At 60.7% G+C, this 17,994-nt stretch carries 12 protein-coding genes; 4 read left to right on the forward strand and 8 right to left on the reverse strand.

What is annotated here, in order from left to right; genetic code table 11:
- Window positions 1–40: 40 nt before the first annotated feature.
- Together CAF63_RS16650 and CAF63_RS16655 are read right to left on the reverse strand one after the other, a co-directional pair.
- Window positions 41–2,251 (reverse strand): LTA synthase family protein, encoded by a 2,211-nt coding sequence (locus CAF63_RS16650; protein WP_085686498.1) that lies wholly within the window; start codon window positions 2,249–2,251, stop codon window positions 41–43.
- A 313-nt stretch (window positions 2,252–2,564) separates the two neighbouring features.
- Complete coding sequence (locus CAF63_RS16655) at window positions 2,565–2,903, reverse strand: hypothetical protein (RefSeq protein ID WP_085686499.1); 339 nt, start codon at window positions 2,901–2,903, stop codon at window positions 2,565–2,567.
- Window positions 2,904–3,235: 332 nt separating this feature from the next.
- Between CAF63_RS16655 and CAF63_RS16660 the strand changes: the two genes are divergently transcribed.
- Complete coding sequence (locus CAF63_RS16660; protein WP_085686553.1) at window positions 3,236–4,282, forward strand: sterol desaturase family protein; 1,047 nt, start codon at window positions 3,236–3,238, stop codon at window positions 4,280–4,282.
- Window positions 4,283–4,424: 142 nt separating this feature from the next.
- Window positions 4,425–5,438 carry an ABC transporter substrate-binding protein gene (locus tag CAF63_RS16665; protein ID WP_085686507.1) on the forward strand — a complete coding sequence of 338 codons (1,014 nt, stop codon included), beginning with the start codon at window positions 4,425–4,427 and terminating at the stop codon, window positions 5,436–5,438.
- A 109-nt stretch (window positions 5,439–5,547) separates the two neighbouring features.
- Here CAF63_RS16665 and CAF63_RS16670 read toward each other — a convergent pair whose 3' ends face one another.
- Together CAF63_RS16670 and CAF63_RS16675 are read right to left on the reverse strand one after the other, a co-directional pair.
- Window positions 5,548–6,009, reverse strand: coding sequence for a MarR family winged helix-turn-helix transcriptional regulator (locus CAF63_RS16670; protein ID WP_085686509.1), 462 nt, complete (start codon window positions 6,007–6,009; stop codon window positions 5,548–5,550).
- A 179-nt stretch (window positions 6,010–6,188) separates the two neighbouring features.
- Window positions 6,189–6,641 carry an Ohr family peroxiredoxin gene (locus CAF63_RS16675; protein ID WP_085686511.1) on the reverse strand — a complete coding sequence of 151 codons (453 nt, stop codon included), beginning with the start codon at window positions 6,639–6,641 and terminating at the stop codon, window positions 6,189–6,191.
- Window positions 6,642–6,906: 265 nt separating this feature from the next.
- On the opposite strand from CAF63_RS16675, the gene CAF63_RS16680 reads away from it, so the two are divergent.
- Window positions 6,907–7,323, forward strand: coding sequence for an organic hydroperoxide resistance protein (locus tag CAF63_RS16680; protein WP_085686555.1), 417 nt, complete (start codon window positions 6,907–6,909; stop codon window positions 7,321–7,323).
- 75 nt (window positions 7,324–7,398) lie between these two features.
- Here the strand turns inward: CAF63_RS16680 and CAF63_RS16685 are convergent, their stop codons facing one another.
- The 4 genes from CAF63_RS16685 to CAF63_RS16700 all read right to left on the reverse strand — a co-directional run bounded on the left by CAF63_RS16685 (window position 7,399) and on the right by CAF63_RS16700 (window position 10,904).
- Complete coding sequence (locus tag CAF63_RS16685; protein WP_085686513.1) at window positions 7,399–7,875, reverse strand: copper chaperone PCu(A)C; 477 nt, start codon at window positions 7,873–7,875, stop codon at window positions 7,399–7,401.
- Window positions 7,875–8,480, reverse strand: a complete 606-nt coding sequence (locus CAF63_RS16690; protein ID WP_085686515.1) for an SCO family protein — start codon at window positions 8,478–8,480, stop codon at window positions 7,875–7,877. Before CAF63_RS16690 ends, CAF63_RS16685 begins: the two co-directional genes overlap by 1 nt.
- Window positions 8,481–8,631: 151 nt before the next feature.
- Window positions 8,632–10,050, reverse strand: coding sequence for an AdeC/AdeK/OprM family multidrug efflux complex outer membrane factor (adeC, locus tag CAF63_RS16695; protein ID WP_085686517.1), 1,419 nt, complete (start codon window positions 10,048–10,050; stop codon window positions 8,632–8,634).
- 59 nt (window positions 10,051–10,109) lie between these two features.
- Window positions 10,110–10,904: a helix-turn-helix transcriptional regulator gene (locus tag CAF63_RS16700; protein ID WP_085686519.1), complete on the reverse strand. Its 795-nt coding sequence runs from the start codon at window positions 10,902–10,904 to the stop codon at window positions 10,110–10,112.
- Between the two features lie 492 nt (window positions 10,905–11,396).
- Between CAF63_RS16700 and CAF63_RS16705 the strand changes: the two genes are divergently transcribed.
- Window positions 11,397–17,807, forward strand: coding sequence for a non-ribosomal peptide synthetase (locus CAF63_RS16705; protein WP_085686521.1), 6,411 nt, complete (start codon window positions 11,397–11,399; stop codon window positions 17,805–17,807).
- Window positions 17,808–17,994: the final 187 nt, after the last annotated feature.

Raw genomic sequence — 17,994 nt, forward strand, 5'->3', positions numbered from 1 at the left:
CCGAATAGGCGCCAGCGTCGTTGCGACGCTGGCGTCGACCTCAACTTGATTGAGCGGTGTCTTCTTCCGGGATCTCGTCCAGCAGATCCTGTTGCCCCGGCAGCTCGGTGATCACGCTGAAATCACTGACTTCCACGGCGCCCAGGCCATACCCCAACAAGTGGAAAGAGAACGCCTTGCGCGGTTGCGGGTTGTCGAAACTGAAATCCATCTCCAGCGGCTGATCCGCCGTGGCGACCATCTCGGTCGGCAGGCCCAGTTGCACGTCCTGTTCGAACTCCTTGGCCTTGAGCTGAATGTACGCCGCCTGCTGCGGATCGACCGAACGCACGGTCAGGCGCACGCGGGTGTGGGAGCCCTTGGGCATCTCCAGGTATTGCGCGCCGATCAGGTTGTCGGCCCAGTCGTCCTTGATCTGCGCTTGCAGCGGGATCACGTTGGCGCTGCCGAACTGATAGCGCTGGTTGAGCGGGGTGCGCAGCAGCGACAGGTCCAGGGCGCTGGCGCGAGCGGCGATCTGTCGGGCATGCAGGCCATTGGCGTTGCCCTTGAATGTCGTACTGTCGGCTATGAAGCCGGTGCTCGCGTATTCGCGGCAGCGGCGCGGCATGTCGCATTCGGTGAGGATGCCGTTTCCATCGTGGTAGCGCAGTTTGCCATTGGTGAACGACATGATTTCACGGCCGCTATCGTAATCGCGAAACAGCGAGCGGCCGCTCAGGGCCGACGGCACGGGGAAATCAAAATAGTCGAGAATGGACGCGCTCAGATCGACGTGACCATAGACCCCGGCATTCAGGCGCGGCAGCTGCGCCTGCTCCGGCGCGAGGGTCAGGTTGAAACCCCAGGATGACGCGAGGCGGACGCCGTCGATGCCGTGGGATTCGTCCGAGGTGATCACCACCAGCGTGTCTTTCAGCACGCCCTGGCGTTCGAGGCCGCTCAGAAACTGCTCCAGCGCATCGTCCAGGTAACCGACGGCGGCCTGCTTGGGCGTGTCGTAGCGTTGCAGGTAATCCTCGGGCGCGGAGTAGGGCTGGTGCGTGCCGACGGTCAGCAGCGTGAGCATCCACGGCTGTTTCTGTTTTTTCAGTTCGCCAACGTATTTCAGCGCACCTTCGAAAAACGCCTTGTCGTCCTTGCCCCACGGGAACTCGAGGTAGTTGGCGTTGGTGAACCATTCCAGGCCATGTGTCGCATCAAAACCGATGTGCGGCATGATCTTGTCTTTGGCCATGAACCGCAGCCCTGCGCCTTGCAGGTAATGCGTGGCAAAACCGTGCTGGCGCAACTGGGCCGGCAGACAGGCCTGATTGCGCTCGTGCTGGGTCAGCATTTCCACGCCTTTGGGTGTGCCATTGTCGAGCTTGTCGTAATCGCCGCAGAGCATGGCGTACAGACCGCGAATGGTCTGGTGGGTATGCAACACGTAATCCGGGGTGTTCATGCCACGCTCGGCCCAGCGGCTGAGGTTGGGCATCAAGTCTTCCTGATAATGGCTGCCGATGGCTCGGCGATTGGCGCCGATGTAGGCGCCGGGAATGCCTTCCAGCGCAACGATCAGCACATTGCGCGCCTGACCTCTTGCGCTCAGCAGCGGGTGGCCATTGAGGTCGACATCCGTGAGTCCCGCCATCGACGGGGCGATTGCCGGGGCTTCACCCTCCAGCCATTCTTCTGCCTGCATCTGCACGTCGGCGACCTGCGCGGCCAGCAACTGGTGCGGCAGGTTGTACAGGCGCCAAGGGTCGGCGTCGCTGGGCGAAATGTTTTGCGCGCCCCAGTACGCGGTGAACAACAGTACCGGCGTCGCCCAGGTTGCGCGGGGCAGAGCGGGGGCGGTTGTCGCGCGTCGAGTCCAGTGACTCAGCAACCACAGGGCCAGAGCCAGCAGCAATGCAACCGCCACACCGGGATGGGCGAAGCCGCCGCCGGTGGAGTTTTCCACGAACTGTGGATCAATCAGGTAATGCAGATCCGCCACCGTCGGCAGACGGCCCACCGCACTGACCAGTTCCGCCGTCGCCACCGTCAGCAATCCCCAGAACAGCAAAAGCGGTAATGCCAGCCACCAGGGACGGCGATGCAACAGCACGATGAGCAAACTGCCGATGGCCAGATCCGACAGATAACCGAACAGGCTCGACCAACCGAGTGCCGCACGCAGGCACACCGGCACGAGCAGTACCAAAAAAATCAGAGAGAGAAGGCGAGCATCGAGCTGCCGTAGCCGTTGAAAAAGAGCGCTCACAAAAAAAGACCTTCCAGCCATCAAACCGTCATAAAAGTGTGGGCGATGATAACAAGGGTAGGACGGCTGATTGTGTTTTTAAACGCTGTACAGAGCGCACGTCACGTTGAACATTGCGAGCCAGGAATGCGTGAGGCCTTTGACCGACTCGGCTGAGGAGGTCGGGCTGAAGGAAATCTGCCTGAGATATTTATTGTTACTGACTGTTTGGTTGGGTGCAGTACAACGATTTCGCTCCTTCGTAGAGAGGATCCGGCCTTTAGGGTTGAGGCGGTTAGCCGCTGAAGCTGCTCAGCGACGCTTGGCGCGATGACTACGAGGTCACCTTGATTAATCCGAAAACGGTGCCGATGCCGGGAGCAGCCAAAATGCAATCAATGCTCTTGTTCAAGGCATCTGACAGATACGAGCGGGGAATGATGATGTCCACGATCTGCGTTGTTTGAGACTTGCGCTCCATTCGCAGTGTGTCGGGATTAACGAGGAGATCTACGGTGAGTCCGGTTGTCGGAAGTTTTGCTGAGACTGTTGCCCCGTAAGCGGGAACCGCGCTCAAGGAAATCGTCATATTTGCAGAGCTGAAACCCTGGAGGTTGAAGTCATCAAAAGAGGCAGTATTCGGCCCCGGGTTCTGCCGAGAAACATTTGTCATTCTCAATACTCCTGGGAGATAGGCGGTCGGAATTCAACCTCTCGGGACATTAGTGAAAAAGTATCGCCATCGAACCTGTCGGATCTGCCAGTTTTTTAGATCAAATCAGTCTTTGAAACGAGTTTTATAGTTCATCGTCTGAGGGTCATGGCTGGAGTTGGCGAAATGCCGTGAATCCTCCGGATTGGCTGTGGGCCTTGATCGATCTGCGTCCTCTCGGTTTTCCGACCTGAGCGAGGCAGCGGTTTTATTGTTTCAGGCTGTTTAACCGGACTTTGATCAATGTCGTGCTGCATTTGCGAACCAGTGCGATTTACAATGCGCGACTTCTGATGGAGTCGGCCGTCGTGGATCTACTCACGCAACTCTGTGCGCAGCTTGACCATTGGGTGATCGAACCGGTCACCGAACAGTTCCTTGGCCTGTTCGATTTGAATGGCCGCCTCGGTCTCGTCTTTTTGTTCACCTCTTACAGCGTGGCGTACGGCCTTTATCGCTATCGTAAATCCCGACATCTGACGCAGGCCCGATCTTTCTGGCAATTTGTCGGCGGCGGTCGTGTTCACGGGCATCGCTCGGCCTGGCTGGATTATCGCTATTACTTCATCAAGGCGATTCTGAAGGTGGCCCTGGTATTGCCGGTTGTTGGCCTCGTCGACCCGCACATCCTTCGTTCGGGCGACTATGCGCGATTTTTCACCCAGCTCTGGGGCGCTCGCGAGCAGGTGCCGGATCATCCGTTGATCGCGTTGTGCTACGGACTGGGCGTGTTTCTGTTCAGGGATTTTCTGCATTACTGGATTCACCGCGCCTTCCACTCCCGCTATCTGTGGGAGTTTCACAAGGTTCACCATTCGGCGCCGGTACTGGTGCCGGCCACGGCCAGCCGGATTCACATTGTCGAATCGATTGTTGAACGAATCGTCATCACTGCCGGCCTCGGAGCATTGGCCGGTGTGGTCTGGTACGCCTGCGGCGGCGAGGTCAGCCGCTATACGCTGTTCGGCGTGACCTGGCTGGTGCTGATCATCAACAGTCTGGGTTCCAATCTGCGGCACAGCCATGTCTGGCTGTCGTTCGGGCCGGCGGTCGAGCATGTGCTCAACAGTCCGGCCCAGCACCAGATTCACCACAGTGACGCCCCGCGACATTTCAACAAGAACTTCGCGATCAACCTGTCACTGTGGGACTGGCTGTTCGGCACGCTGTACGTCACCACTTCAAAGCCCGAAGTGCTGCGCTTCGGTACGGGCGAGAAGGATCGTACGCGCTATCTGACGCTCTACAGCCTGATCGTTACTCCGTTCGTGGACACCGCGAAGCGCCTGTCGTCGAACGCCGACGGGCTCAGAACCCGGTTCAACCAGCGTACGCCTTGAACGTCGACATCAGCTTGTTCATTGGTTTTTTGAAGGCTGGTTTTCGGGTGATATCAATATGCGATAACGGTATTTAAATTTCGTTTTTTATAGCGATAGAGTCCGGCCTCACAGATTTCCTGTAAATCACTGCGAGGTTGTCATGGCTCTTCCGTTCAAACGTTCTGCACTGACGCTGCTGACAGCTTCGCTGGCTGGCGCGCTGCTCGGCAACACCGCTCAGGCCGAAGGCAAGATCAGCATCGCCCAGCAATTTGGCATCGGTTATCTGATTCTGGATGTGGTGCGCGATCAGCACTTGATCGAGAAGCACGGCAAGGCCCAGGGCCTGGACATCAAGGTCGACTGGAACAGCATCTCCGGCGCCACCGCCATGAACGAAGCGCTGCTGACCGGATCGCTGGACGTGGTCTCGGCCGGCGTGCCGCCGATGCTCACCGTATGGGATCGCACCAAGGGCAATCAGAACGTCAAGGCCATCGCTTCGCTGGGTTCGATGCCCAACTACCTGCTGACCAACAACCCGAACGTGAAAACCCTCAAGGACTTCAGCGACAAGGATCGCATCGCCGTACCGGCGGCGGGTGTGGGCTTCCAGTCACGTACGCTGCAGATCGAAACGGCCAAGGAATTCGGCAATGACCAATACAAGAAATTCGACGATATTTCGGTCAGCCTGCCGCACCCGGATGCCACGGCCGCGTTGATCGCCGGCGGCTCGGAAATCAACGCGCACTTCTCCAGCCCACCGTTTCAGTATCAGGCGCTGCAGAATCCCAACGTGCATAAAGTGCTGAGTTCCTACGACGTGCTCGGTGGCCAGGCCACGTTCAACGTGCTCTACACAACGGAAAAATTCCACGACGAAAACCCGAAAACCTACAAGGCGTTCTACGACGCACTGGCCGAGGCCGAGAAGATCATCAAGGCCGACAAGCCTGCCGCAGCTCAGGCTTACATTCGTGTTGAACAGTCGAAACTGCCGCTGGCGCTGGTGGAGAAAATCGTCACCGACCCGGAAATCGATTTCACCGTGGTGCCGCAACGCACCTTTATATATGCAGAGAAATTGCAGGAGCTGGGCGTGCTGAAAAACAAGGCGGACAGCTGGAAGGATTATTTCTTTGAAGAGGCGCATGGTGGGGCGGGGAGTTGAACAGTCGTCATTTGTGAACCGTTCGCCCGGCAGTTTGTACTGATGGGCGGACTTTTCGTTTCAACTCACTGCTTTCACCCAAGAGGCTTTCGCTTGGCGAACGCCTCCATCATTCTTCGGCATTCATCGACCGAATCAGGTTGTTGCGCAACGTGACGATCGATTTCTGCATCTGCGTGAACTCTTCCGTGGTCAGCCCCGTCGCTTCGAACAGGCTGGTGCCCGAAGACACGTTGCGCAGGTCACGACCACTCTGGGTCAGGCTGATCCGCACCTGACGTTCGTCCGCCGGGTCACGCTGGCGTTGCACATAACCCATGGCCTGAAGTTTTTTCAGGATCGGGGTGAGGGTGTTGGACTCCAGGAACAGCTTTTCGCCGAGGCCGCCGACGGTCTGGTTGTCCTGCTCCCAGAGGGAGACGATGGTGATGTATTGGGTGTAAGTCAGGCCGAGCCGTTCGAGGATCGGTTTGTAAGCCTTGCCGAATGCCAGGTTGGTGGAATAGACGGCAAAGCACAGGAAATCGCTGAGTTTCAGATCCGTTGGTGCGGTGTTGGCGGTGGAATTCATGTTCATCCTCGTAGGTCAGTGACCGGTGAAACGTATGGGGCGAACTATACGTCGGATGCGATTCAATCGGGAGGGTTGATCATGTTGCCTGAGGTAACCGATTCGCCATTCGCAAGCGCGAACCGGTCACTTGTTTCTTATGCGCCTACATCGCATGCGATATATTTGGTGCGGAAAAATTACTCAGTGATGACGTTCAGTGCCACCTCGATGTTGCCGCGAGTCGCCTTGGAATACGGGCAGATCTGGTCAGCGGTGTGGGCCAGGTTCTTCGCGATGTCTTCGGCGATGCCGGGTACGCGCAGGGTCAGACGCGCCTGGAGGAAGTAAGCGGGGCCGGTTTGGCCCAGATCTACTTCGATGTCCACCGACATGTCTGCCGGAAGAACCACGCCCAGGTCATTGGCGACCAGGCCGACGGCGGCGGTATAGCAGGAAGACCAGGCACCGGCGAACAGTTGCTCGGCGGTCGGGTGGGGCAAGACATTGGCAAACACGTGCGCCGGTTTGGCATTGCCGGGTGTCGAGAGCTGAATGTCGAGATTGCCGTTGTGGCCACGGGAGGTGAGGCCGGCGCTGCTGGCGGTAGTGTGGGTCTTGCCGGTGGCCAGGACTTTTTCGATTTTGCTCATGGGGTAATCCTCAAGGTGTTGTGAATAGTTGTGATCGTATACGGTTAGATCGCATGCGATGTAACGATAATCCTCTTGCACTCTGGTTCTGTCAATCTGCTCAATGTCGCTCATACGACGGGCGGTTGTCCGCACGTCCGTTGCCCGGGTGCGCGGCAAACCCGCGTCTATAGTCAGAGGGCTGTGTGAAACGGGTGGCGCACCTCAAGGCTGCGACGGGAGGCGCCGAGTGAACAATCAGCTGTTTTTCATCCAGGAGATCGCCATGAGTCAGATTGAAAAAGTGCTTTACACCGCGAAAACCCACACCACCGGTGGACGTGATGGTGCGTCGCGCAGCTCCGACGGGATTCTCGACGTCAAGCTATCGTCTCCCGGCACTAATGGCGGCGGGACCAATCCGGAGCAACTGTTCGCGGCCGGCTGGTCGGCGTGTTTCATCGGCGCAATCAAGGCAGTGAGCGCACAACAGAAAATCAGCGTGCCGGCGGATGTGGCCGTGGACGCCGAGGTGGATCTGGGCACGAATTCAGGAGGGTATCTGTTACAGGCCCGGCTCAGTGTGAGCCTGCCCGGTATGGATCGCGCCGCGGCGCAGAAACTGGTGGAGGACGCGCATCAGGTGTGCCCTTACTCCAAGGCCACACGAGGCAACATTCAGGTTGAGGTGAAGCTGGTTTGACGGGTAATGCAAAACGGCGCGCCATGATCATCGATCATGGCGCGCCGTTTGTTTGTTCAGGCAGTGAGGCGGCAATCAATGCATCTTGCTGTGATCGTGGCCTTCCATGGTCAGCGCCTTGACCGGCGCTTTCACTTCAATGGTTTCCTTTTCGCCCTTGGCGTTTTCGACGATCAGGGTCAACGGCACGCTGTCGCCTTCCTTCAGCTGGGCGGTCAGGCCCATCAGCATCACGTGGTAGCCATTCGGGTCGAAGTTGACGGCTTTGCCCGCCGGCAGGTCGACCGATTTCACCGGGCCCATGCTCATTACGTCGTTTTTCATGGTCATTTCATGAATCTGCACGTCCTTGGCCGCCGGCGAGGCAACGCTGAGCAGCTTGCTGTCGGTGTCGGCGGTGACGATCATGAACGCGCCGCTGGCCGACTGGTTCGGCACGGTCGCACGCACCCAGGCGTCATCGACCCTGGTCTGCGCCGACACCTGGAACGCCAGGCCCAGCAGGGACAGGCCCAGTGCGGCACGTTTGATGTTGTTCAGAAAAGGGTTCATCAGCAGACCTCCATGACGGTAAGCAAATCTTCCGTGCACTCTTGTGCCGAAAGCGATTGAGACAGACCCACACGTAAGTTGCCCCGAGTGTCGTAGACGTAACTGGTGGCGGTGTGGGACAGGGTATAGGTGTCGCCGGCCGGGACTTTTTCGTAGAACACGTCGAATTCCTTGGCGGTGGCCTTGGTTTCTTCGAGGGTGCCGTACAGCGCGACGAAGCTCGGGTCGAAGGTCTTGACGTAGGCGTCGAGGATTTCCGGCGTGTCACGTTCCGGGTCGAGGGTGATGAACACCACTTGCAGGATGTCGCCATCCTTGCCCATCAGCTTCTTGATTTTCGCGGCGCGGGCCAGCGTTGTCGGGCAGACCGCCGGGCACTGGGTGAAGCCGAAGAAGATCATCGGCATCAGGCCGCGAAAGCTCGACAGCGACACGGTGTTGCCTTCGGTGTCCTTGAGCTTGAAGGTGCGTCCGAGGATCTTGTCGCTCAGATCCTTGCCGTACTTGTACGACAGTTTGCCGCGGGTGTCGCAGCCGGCGAGCAGGCCCAGACCGAGTACGCCCATTCCCGCAAGCACCTTGCGGCGAGTCAACAAAGCCGTCATTTCATACCGCCCTTTGGAGCCCGCCAGTCGGCAGGACAGGCGGGCGGGTTAACCGTAAAAGCGGCGCATGATACCAAAATGAACCGACAGGTCGGTTTTTGAACGCCAGCCAATGTCGGATCGGGCGACAAAAGGTGTAAGAAAAAATGACTCAAGGTGATGGCGGTGGCGGTTCAACCGGGCTCCAGCCACCGCCCAGTGCGGTGTAAAGGTTCACCTGTGCCACCAGTTGCGCCAACCGGTCGGTAATCAGTCCTTGCTGAGAACTGAACAGCGAACGCTGGGCATCGAGGAATGTCAGGCTGCTGTCGACGCCGCTTCGATAGCGGTGCTGCGCCATGTCGTAATAATCCTGGGTCGCCTGCACCAGATCGCGTTGGGCCTGGAGTTGCTGTTCGTAGGTCTGGCGCGCCGCGAGGCCGTCGGATACTTCCTGGAATGCCGTCTGAATGGTCTTTTCGTACTCGGCGACGGTGATGTCTTTTTGCAGTTTCGCGTAATCCAGGCTCGCACGCAGACTGCCGGCGTTGAAGATCGGCAGGTTGATCTGCGGCTGGAACGTCCAGGCCCCGGAGCCGCCCTTGAACAGCCCGGACAGATCGCGGCTGGACGTCCCGGCATTGGCCGTCAGGCTGACACTGGGGAAAAATGCTGCCCGCGCCGCGCCGATGTTGGCATTGGCGGCGCGCAGTTTGTATTCGGCCTGGAGAATGTCCGGCCGGCGTTGCAGCAGATCCGACGGCAACCCGGCCGGCACGGTTGCCACCAGATCACTGTCCAGCGGACGCGCCGGCAGGTGCTCGGGCACCGGCGCCCCCACCAGCAGCGTCAGGCTGTTCAAATCCTGGGCGACCTGACGCTGATAACGAGCCAGGCTCGCGCGGGTGCTGTCGACACTGGTCTGCGCCTGAATCTGATCCAGCGCCGAAGACTTGCCGGCCTCGCGGTTGCGGGTGGTCAGGTGCAGGCTGCGCTCGTCGGCGGCCAGCGTCTCCTCGGCCAGGGCCAGCAACTCCTGATCGGCGCGCCAGGTCAGGTAGGCGTTGGCGACGTTGGCCACCAGGCTCAATTGCGCACTGCGCCGGGCTTCTTCGGTGGACAGCCAGGTCAACAGCGCCTGCTCGCTGAGACTGCGCACCCGGCCGAAGAAGTCCAGTTCGTAAGCGCTGATACCCAGGTTCACCGTATAGGTCGAGGTGATCGCTGCTTTGGTTCGGGTCACGCTGGACGGCACCCGCTGACGCAGTTCGTTGGCATTGGCCGACACCGCCGGCAGTAGATCGGCACGCTGGATGCGGTACTGCGCCTGAAACGCCTCGACGTTCAGCGCGGCAACACGCAAGTCACGGTTGTTGATCAGCGCACTTTCGATCAGTTGCTGCAACGCCGGATCATTGAACAGCGTGCGCCAGTCATCGACGACGGTGGTGGCTTGCGGTGCCGCTGAGTACGCCGGACCTCGCGGATACTGCGCAGCGCTGGGCGAAGCGGGTCGCTGGTAATCAGGAATCAACGAACAACCGCCCAGCAGCAGCGTCACGGACAGGAGGGAAATCGGGAGCCTGGACATCAACAGCCTCGTTCACAAAGGGGAGCGGACGTCGGGCGCCCGATAAAAGAAAGCGCGGATCAGGCGCCGGCCATCCATCTGGCCAGACCGTGTCGCCCGCTGACACCGAGCTTGGCGGCCGCACGCTTGAGGTAGGTCTCGATCGAGCTGTTCTTGACCCTTAGCTTCTCGGCCATCTGCGGCACGGTGCCGCCTGTCAGCAAGCCCAGGCAGACTTCTTTTTCCCGTACCGACAACGTGATGTCGCCCAGCGCCAAGCGTTGGTCGAACACCTGTTGCAACGGTGCCTGCCGTTGATCGGACTCTGGCAGACGCGGTTGCCGGGCGTCGGTTTGCCGGCTGATGTGCGCATGGCGCTCGATCAAGGGCAACAGCGTGTCGGACAGGCTTTTGAGGAACGACAGCTCCGGCAGCGAAAACACCCGATGCGTGTGAGGGCGGTAAAAGGAGATGACGCAACGGCGGTTGGACGTGCGGGACACCAGATTGCATTGGTGGACGCTGTGGTGCGGGTGTCGATGCTGGAGCGAGGCTTTCAGTTGAATCAGTAGCGAATCGTTCATCTCGATCATCTGTTGCAGCAGCGGATGGTCGTCCGGGTGCTGCAACGGATCCGGGGGCGGGAAGGTGTCCGGCAACCCGGCGCTGCCCAGCGCCTTGATCTCGACCACGCTGGACTCCCGTTCATCCAGGGTCCATTCGCTGAGATGGACGCGATTGACCGGAACGAGGTTGTCGACCAACTGGAACATGTTCGTGGCAAAACGCTCGTTGCCGGTGCTGGCGATCAGCTCACCCAACTGCCAGTAAAAGTGCGGATTTTCCATGTTGCGAAGACTGCCGGTCAGATTCATATCTTTGTCATCCTTGATTTAGAGCCATTGCCGAATCGTCTGCCGTGCATGCACCCGTGAAACGCCCACCCAGTCTTTTCTCCTTGAAATCGATCTGGAGCAGGATTTAAGCCCATGCATTTGTCCTACGTCTGTAGGGGAAAACAGGGACACAAAGTGCCACTATTTCCGAATTAATGGCGCCATGTTTCTGTCAGGCCATGGCTGACGGTCACGTAGTCCGTGACTGTACGGTCTAATACGAACCCCGGAATCCGGGGCTCGGACCGCCGTGTTCCGACATTTCGGGGGGCTAGCGGGTCATCAAGTGTGGCGATTGTCCTACAGGATTTTCAGTAATTTCTTTCCGAACTTTTAGGGGAATTGCCGACTTCTCAGGCCCTGTTGGTACGCACAACTGTACAAAGTGGGGAGAGTTGTCCGGGTTTCACGTGTCACGCGGGTTTCGGGGCCGATGCTTGAATACGCGCCAAATCACGTGAGATGGATCTTATGAACCAATTTGCTGCCGACGCGGCGGACGGTCTGTCCGCGATTTCCGAGGCCTTCCCGCTGACTGCCGCCCAGCGCGACATCTGGCTCGACCAACTGCGTCAGGGGAATTCGCCGATGTACAACATCGGTGGCTATGTCGAGCTGACCGGGCCGCTGGACCCGGCGCTGATGCAGGCAGCGCTTGAAGGGCTCGTGGCCCGGCATGACGCCATGCGCACCAGTCTGCTGGCGGGGGCCGGCGAGCATGGGCTGCCGTTACAGCGTTTCGCGCAGTCCATGCCGGTGCCGATGCCGGTGCACGATTTACGCAGCCATCCCGATCCCTACGTCGAAGCACGCCAATTGACGCAGGAAAACATCGAGCAGCAGTTCACACTGGACGGAGGGCCGTTGTTCCGGTTTTGTCTGATCTGGCTCGATGACGACTGCCATTGGCTCTCACTCCAGGCCCATCACCTGATCGTCGATGGCTGGGGGTTCGGCGAGATGCTCAAATCCCTCGACGAGATTTACAACGCGCTGGCGCTCGGGCAGCAGCCACCCGATTCGGCGCCGTCCTATGTCGATTTCATCCGTGACGATGCGCGGTATTTTCAGTCCGCCCGTTATGCCCGTGACCGAGCGTACTGGCTGGACAAATACCAGCACCGTCCCGAACCGCTGTTGTTGCCGCGCTATCAGGAGCGCTTTGCCGGCGCTGCGGCACCGACCCGGATTTTCTCGCAGGTTTTTCCGGCACGTCTGCACGAGCGCATGAAGCACGTGGCCCGAGAATATGGTGCGTCGGCGTTTCATGTGTTGCTGGCAGCGATCCATGTGTACTTCAGCCGCAGCGCCCAGCGAGACGAATGGGTGGTGGGCGTGCCGCTGCTCAATCGTTCCGGCGCCCGGTTCAAATCGACCCTGGGGCTGTTCACCCAGGTCAGTGCGGTGCGCATGGGATTTGGCCGCGAGCTGTCGTTCAGTGCACTGATCAAGGCGATAGGTGATGAGCTGAAACGCGATTTCCGCCATCAACGTTTTCCCCTCAGCGACATGAACCGCGCACTCGGCCTGCTGCGCGAGGATCGCTCGCAGCTGTTCGAAGTGACCGTGTCCTACGAGCGCGACGCGCATGAGTACCGCTACGGTGGTGCGCAGGCGCGGGTGGTCAAAGTGTCGAACCACGAAGAGGGCACACCGCTGTCCGTGCACCTGCTGAGCAGCCGGGGCGACGGCGAGGACAGTTTGTACATGGTGTACAACGAGGCCTACTTTGACGCCGATGAAATCGCGGCGCTGAGTGGGCGCTTGCTTTGGGTGCTGGAACAGGGGCTTGAGGAACCCGCGCTTGCAGTGGGCGATTTCAGCCTGAGCCTTCCTTCCGAATCGGCGTTGCTGCAGCAGTGGAATGACACGCGCGCTGAACTCCCCAAAGACCTGACCATTCACCAGCGCATTGAAGCGCAAGCGGCAGCACAGCCAGAGGCGGTAGCGGCAGAATCCCAGGGACAGTGGTTGACCTATGCCGAGCTGAACCGACAGGCCAACGCCCTGGCCCATCATTTGATCGGGCTCGGTGTACGACCCGATGACCGCGTGGCACTGGTCGCCCGCCGAGGGCAGGACACACTGGTCGCGCTGCTGGCGATCCTCAAGTCCGGCGCCGGTTATGTGCCGGTCGATCCGGCTCACCCTGCGGAACGGTTGAGCTATCTGTTGAGCGACTGCGCTCCGGTCGTGGTCCTGACCCAGCGCGATCTGCGCGAACGCTTGCCGGTGCTGGACGTGCCGCTGATCGAAATCGATGCGCGCGGCTGGCCGATCAACGATCTCAACCCCGACGTCCCGAATCTGACCACCGCGCACCTGGCCTACGTGATCTACACCTCCGGCTCCACCGGCCAGCCCAAAGGCGTGATGGTCGAACATCGCACGTTATCGAATCTGGTCGACTGGCATTGCACGGCTTTCGACTTGTGCGCCGGTCGCCACACTTCAAGCCTTGCCGGCTTCGGTTTCGACGCCATGGCCTGGGAAGTCTGGCCTGCGCTTTGTGCCGGCGCGACCCTGCACCTGGCGCCGTCCCGTGACGGTGGCGAAGACATCGACGCGCTGCTCGACTGGTGGCGCACGCAACCGCTGGACGTGAGTTTCCTGCCGACTCCAATTGCCGAGTACGCCTTCAGCCGCCACCTCGAACACCCGACCCTGCGCACGCTGCTGATCGGCGGTGATCGCCTGCGCCAGTTCAATCGCGAGCAGTCGTTCGCGGTGATCAACAACTATGGCCCGACCGAAGCGACGGTGGTCGCCACCTCGGGTCGAATCGAACCGGGACGGACGCTGCACATCGGCAAACCCGTAAGCAATGCCACGGCCTATCTGCTGGATGACCGACAGCGTCAGGTGCCGATTGGCGTGGCCGGCGAGCTATACGTCGGAGGCGCCGGCGTAGCGCGGGGTTACTTCAATCGCCCTGAGCTGACCGCCGAACGCTTTCTCGACGATCCATTCAGCCGCCAGCCCCACGCACGTATGTATCGCACCGGCGACCTCGCACGCTGGCGTCCGGACGGCACCCTTGAGTACCTGGGCCGCAACGACGATCAGGTGAAAATCCGTGGCGTGCGTATCGAACCCGGCGAAATCGAAGCCGCGTTGAGCAGCCATGAATCCGTGCGCGATGCGGTGGTGCAGGTACGTGACGGCCAACTGCTGGCCTGGTTCACCGAACGCCAGCCGCTGGACATCACGCAGTTGCATGCCCATCTGCAAACCCGTCTGCCCAGTGCGATGCTGCCATCGGCTTACGTGCGCTTGACGGGGATGCCCCTGACGGCCAACGGCAAACTGGATCGTCAGGCGTTGCCGGCGCCGGGGCCGGAGGCGTTGATCCGCCGCGAGTACGAAGCCCCGCAAGGCGACGTCGAAATCCTCCTGGCGCAGATCTGGGCCGACGTACTGCAAGTCGAAAAGGTCGGGCGTCACGATCACTTCTTTGAACTCGGCGGGCACTCGTTGCTGGCGGTCAACCTGATCGAGCGCATGCGTCAGCTAGGGATGAGCAGCGATGTGCGCGTGCTGTTCGGTCAGCCGACATTGGCGGCACTGGCTGCGTCGGTGGGGAGTGGTCGCGAGGTCGAAGTGCCGGTCAACCGCATTGCGCCAGGTTGCACGCAGATCACGTCGGACCTGTTGCCGTTGGTAGAACTGGATCAGGCCACCCTCGACCGGATCATCGCCAAGGTGCCGGGCGGGGCGGCCAACGTGCAGGACATTTATCCGTTGGCGCCGTTGCAGGAAGGCATTCTTTATCACCACATCACCGCCGCGCAGGGCGACCCGTACCTGCTGCAATCGCAGCTGGCGTTCGACAGCGTCGAGCGGGTCGAGGCCTATGCGGCGGCGCTGCGTCAGGTCATGGCGCGCCACGATATCCTGCGCACCGCCGTGGTCTGGGAAGGTTTGACCACGCCGGTGCAGGTGGTCTGGCGCGAAGCCAAACTGCCGGTGCAGGAAATCGCCCTCGATCCGGCGGAGGACGATGTCCTCGCGCAACTGCACGAGCGTTTCGATGCTCGTCGCTATCGCATCGACGTCAGTCAGGCGCCGCTGATCCGGCTGATGTATGCGCGCGATCCGGCTCATGGGCGGATCGTGGCGATTCTGTTGTTCCATCATCTGGCGCTGGATCACATCGCGCTGGAGGTCTTGCGCCATGAAATGCGCGCCAACTTGCTGGGGCTCGATGAACCGCTGCCGCCAGCGGTGCCGTATCGCAATTACGTGGCCCAGACCCGACTCGGTGTCAGCGAGCAGGAACACGAAGCGTTCTTCCGCGAAATGCTCGCCGACATCGACGAGCCGACCTTGCCGTTCGGTTTGCAGGACGTGCAGGGCGACGGACGCGGTATCGACGAAGCGGTGCGCATGCTTGCGCCTGAACTGGACCGGCGCTTGCGCCTTCAGGCACGGCAGGCAGGCGTCAGCGTGGCCAGCTTGATTCACCTGGCCTGGGCGCAGGTGCTGGCGGCGACGTCGGGGCAGGAGCGCGTGGTGTTCGGCAGTGTATTTATGGGCCGCATGCAGGGCGGCGAGGGCGCGGACCGGGCGCTGGGGGTGTTCATCAACACCTTGCCATTGCGGGTGGACATGGACCGGGGTGCGCGCGATGCCGTGCTGCTGACCCACGGCCGACTGACCGATTTGCTCGGGCACGAACATGCGTCACTGGCGCTGGCCCAGCGTTGCAGCGGCGTTGCGTCACCAGCACCGCTGTTCAGCGCGTTACTCAACTATCGGCACACCGACCTTGAGGTGCAGGAATCGACGTCGGACCAAGCCTGGCAAGGCATCCAGACCCTCGAGAATGAAGAGCGCACCAACTACCCGCTGACCTTGAGCGTCGATGATCTGGGCAGCGCCTTGCGGATCACTACGCGAACACTGATGAACATCGGCGCCCGGCGCATCGGCGACTACGTGCAGACCGCATTGCAGGCGCTGGTGGATGCGCTGGAGCAGACACCGCAACAGCCACTGAATCGCTTGCCGATCCTGCCGGCGGCGGAGCTTGAACAACTGCTGGTCGAGTTCAATGCCAGCGAAGTCGATTGCCCGATCGATCAGCCGCTTCAGGTGTTGTTCGAGCAGCAGGCGCAACGCCGTCCCGACGCCATCGCCTTGCAGGCCGGTGAACAACAGCTGACGTATCGCCAGCTGAATGAGCAGGCCAACCGCTTGGCGCATCATCTACGGGAGCAAGGTGTGCAACCGGATTCCAGGGTGGCGATCTGCGTCGAGCGCAGCCTGGATCTGATAGTCGGCCTGCTCGGCATTCTCAAGGCGGGCGGCGCGTATGTGCCACTTGACCCCGACTATCCGCTGGAACGCCTGCATTACATGTTGCAGAACAGCGCCCCGGTGGCGGTGCTGGTACACGAGGCCACTCGCAATCTGCTTAATGATCCCGGTGTGCCGGTCATCGATTTCGGCCGTTGCACCTGGCAGCACGCATCTGCCGAGAACCTGCAAGTTCCGGGTTTGAGCGCTGCAAACCTGGCCTACATGATCTACACCTCGGGCTCCACCGGCACGCCGAAGGGCGTGATGATCGAGCATCGAAGCGCCTGCAACATGGTCCACTGGGGTTCGCAGATCAGCCCACCGACCGGGCACGGCGCGCTGTTGCAGAAGGCGCCGTTCAGCTTCGACAGTTCGGTGTGGGAGATTTTCTGGCCGCTGTGTTCCGGCCTGCGGCTGGTGCTGGCGCGTCCCGACGGCAACCGTGATTCGGCGTATGTGACTCAGGTGATTCGCGAACGGCAGATCACCGTGGTCAAGTTCGTGCCGGCGCTGCTACAACAGTTCATCGAACAGGATGATGTCAGCCAGTGCACCAGCCTGACCGACGTGCTCAACGGTGGCGGTGAGCTGACGGCCGCACTGGCCCGACGCGTGCGCGAGCGCCTGCCGTGGGTGCGTCTGCATAACGTTTACGGCCCGACCGAAACCACGGTCGACAGCACCGGCTGGACGCTGGAGCCGGATCAATCGGTGCCGGAAGCCGTGGTGCCAATCGGCAAGGCGTTGAGTAACACCCGGCTCTACGTGCTGGACGCCCATGACCAACCGGTGCCATTCGGGGTGAGCGGTCACTTGCATATCGGCGGGGTCGGAGTCGCGCGGGGTTATCTGGGACTGCCGGACATGCAGGCCGAGCGCTTCATCGACAGCCCGTTCGTGGCCAGTGATCGCCTGTACCGCACCGGCGATCTGGTGCGCTACCGGGCGGATGGCAACCTCGAATTCCTCGGGCGCAACGACTTCCAGGTCAAGCTGCGCGGCCTGCGTCTTGAGCCGGGGGAAATCGAGGCGCGGCTGATCGAGCATCCAGCGGTGCGTGAAGCCGTGGTGCTGGTCCGCGACGAGAGACTGGTGGCGTATTTCACCGTGCGCGAAGGCTTCGACGCGCCACCCATCGAAACCTTGCGCGCCCACGTGCTGGAGCGCTTGCCGGAGTACATGGCGCCGGGCGCTTACGTGAAACTCGAGGCATTGCCCCTGACCCCCAACGACAAGGTCGACCGCAAAGCCTTGCCGGCACCGGGGGCAGAAGCGGTGCTCAGTCGTCGGTACGAGGCGCCCGAGGGCGAAGTCGAAATCCGGCTGGCGCAGATCTGGGCCGAGGTGCTGCAACTGGAGCAGGTCGGCCGCAACGACCACTTCTTCGAACTCGGCGGGCATTCGTTGCTGGCGGTCAGTCTGGTGGCGCGCATGCGTCAGGCCGGGCTGCACGTCGATGCGCGGTCGCTGTTCAGCCAGCCAACCTTGGCCGCGCTGGCGGCCCAGACTTCGGCGCAGGCAAAACAGGTGGAAGTCCCGCAAACCACCATACCGACGCTCAACCGCAAACGCCGGCTCTGAATGGGATCAAACCTGTGGGAGCGAGCTTGCTCGCGAAAGCGGTGTGTCAGTCACCAATGATGTCGGCTGCCAAGACCTCTTCGCGAGCAAGCTCGCTCCCACAGGGTGGGAGCTGCCCAGCACCATGGCTTGTCCCCGCTTCCCATGTCAGACACCCAGGCCCCGATGTTTTAGCTTTTCCTGGCTG

It is taken from the genome of Pseudomonas sp. B20(2017) (genome assembly GCF_002113125.1).
Lineage (GTDB): Bacteria > Pseudomonadota > Gammaproteobacteria > Pseudomonadales > Pseudomonadaceae > Aquipseudomonas.

What these genes read in the sequence shown, in the direction of transcription:
- CAF63_RS16655 (WP_085686499.1), bottom strand. Translation starts at nt 2,903, where the DNA reads ATGACAAATGTTTCTCGGCAGAACCCGGGGCCGAATACTGCCTCTTTT.
- CAF63_RS16660 (WP_085686553.1), top strand. Translation starts at nt 3,236, where the DNA reads ATGGAGTCGGCCGTCGTGGATCTACTCACGCAACTCTGTGCGCAGCTT.
- CAF63_RS16665 (WP_085686507.1), top strand. Translation starts at nt 4,425, where the DNA reads ATGGCTCTTCCGTTCAAACGTTCTGCACTGACGCTGCTGACAGCTTCG.
- CAF63_RS16670 (WP_085686509.1), bottom strand. Translation starts at nt 6,009, where the DNA reads ATGAATTCCACCGCCAACACCGCACCAACGGATCTGAAACTCAGCGAT.
- CAF63_RS16675 (WP_085686511.1), bottom strand. Translation starts at nt 6,641, where the DNA reads ATGAGCAAAATCGAAAAAGTCCTGGCCACCGGCAAGACCCACACTACC.
- CAF63_RS16680 (WP_085686555.1), top strand. Translation starts at nt 6,907, where the DNA reads ATGAGTCAGATTGAAAAAGTGCTTTACACCGCGAAAACCCACACCACC.
- CAF63_RS16685 (WP_085686513.1), bottom strand. Translation starts at nt 7,875, where the DNA reads ATGAACCCTTTTCTGAACAACATCAAACGTGCCGCACTGGGCCTGTCC.
- CAF63_RS16690 (WP_085686515.1), bottom strand. Translation starts at nt 8,480, where the DNA reads ATGACGGCTTTGTTGACTCGCCGCAAGGTGCTTGCGGGAATGGGCGTA.
- adeC (WP_085686517.1), bottom strand. Translation starts at nt 10,050, where the DNA reads ATGTCCAGGCTCCCGATTTCCCTCCTGTCCGTGACGCTGCTGCTGGGC.
- CAF63_RS16700 (WP_085686519.1), bottom strand. Translation starts at nt 10,904, where the DNA reads ATGAATCTGACCGGCAGTCTTCGCAACATGGAAAATCCGCACTTTTAC.
- CAF63_RS16705 (WP_085686521.1), top strand. Translation starts at nt 11,397, where the DNA reads ATGAACCAATTTGCTGCCGACGCGGCGGACGGTCTGTCCGCGATTTCC.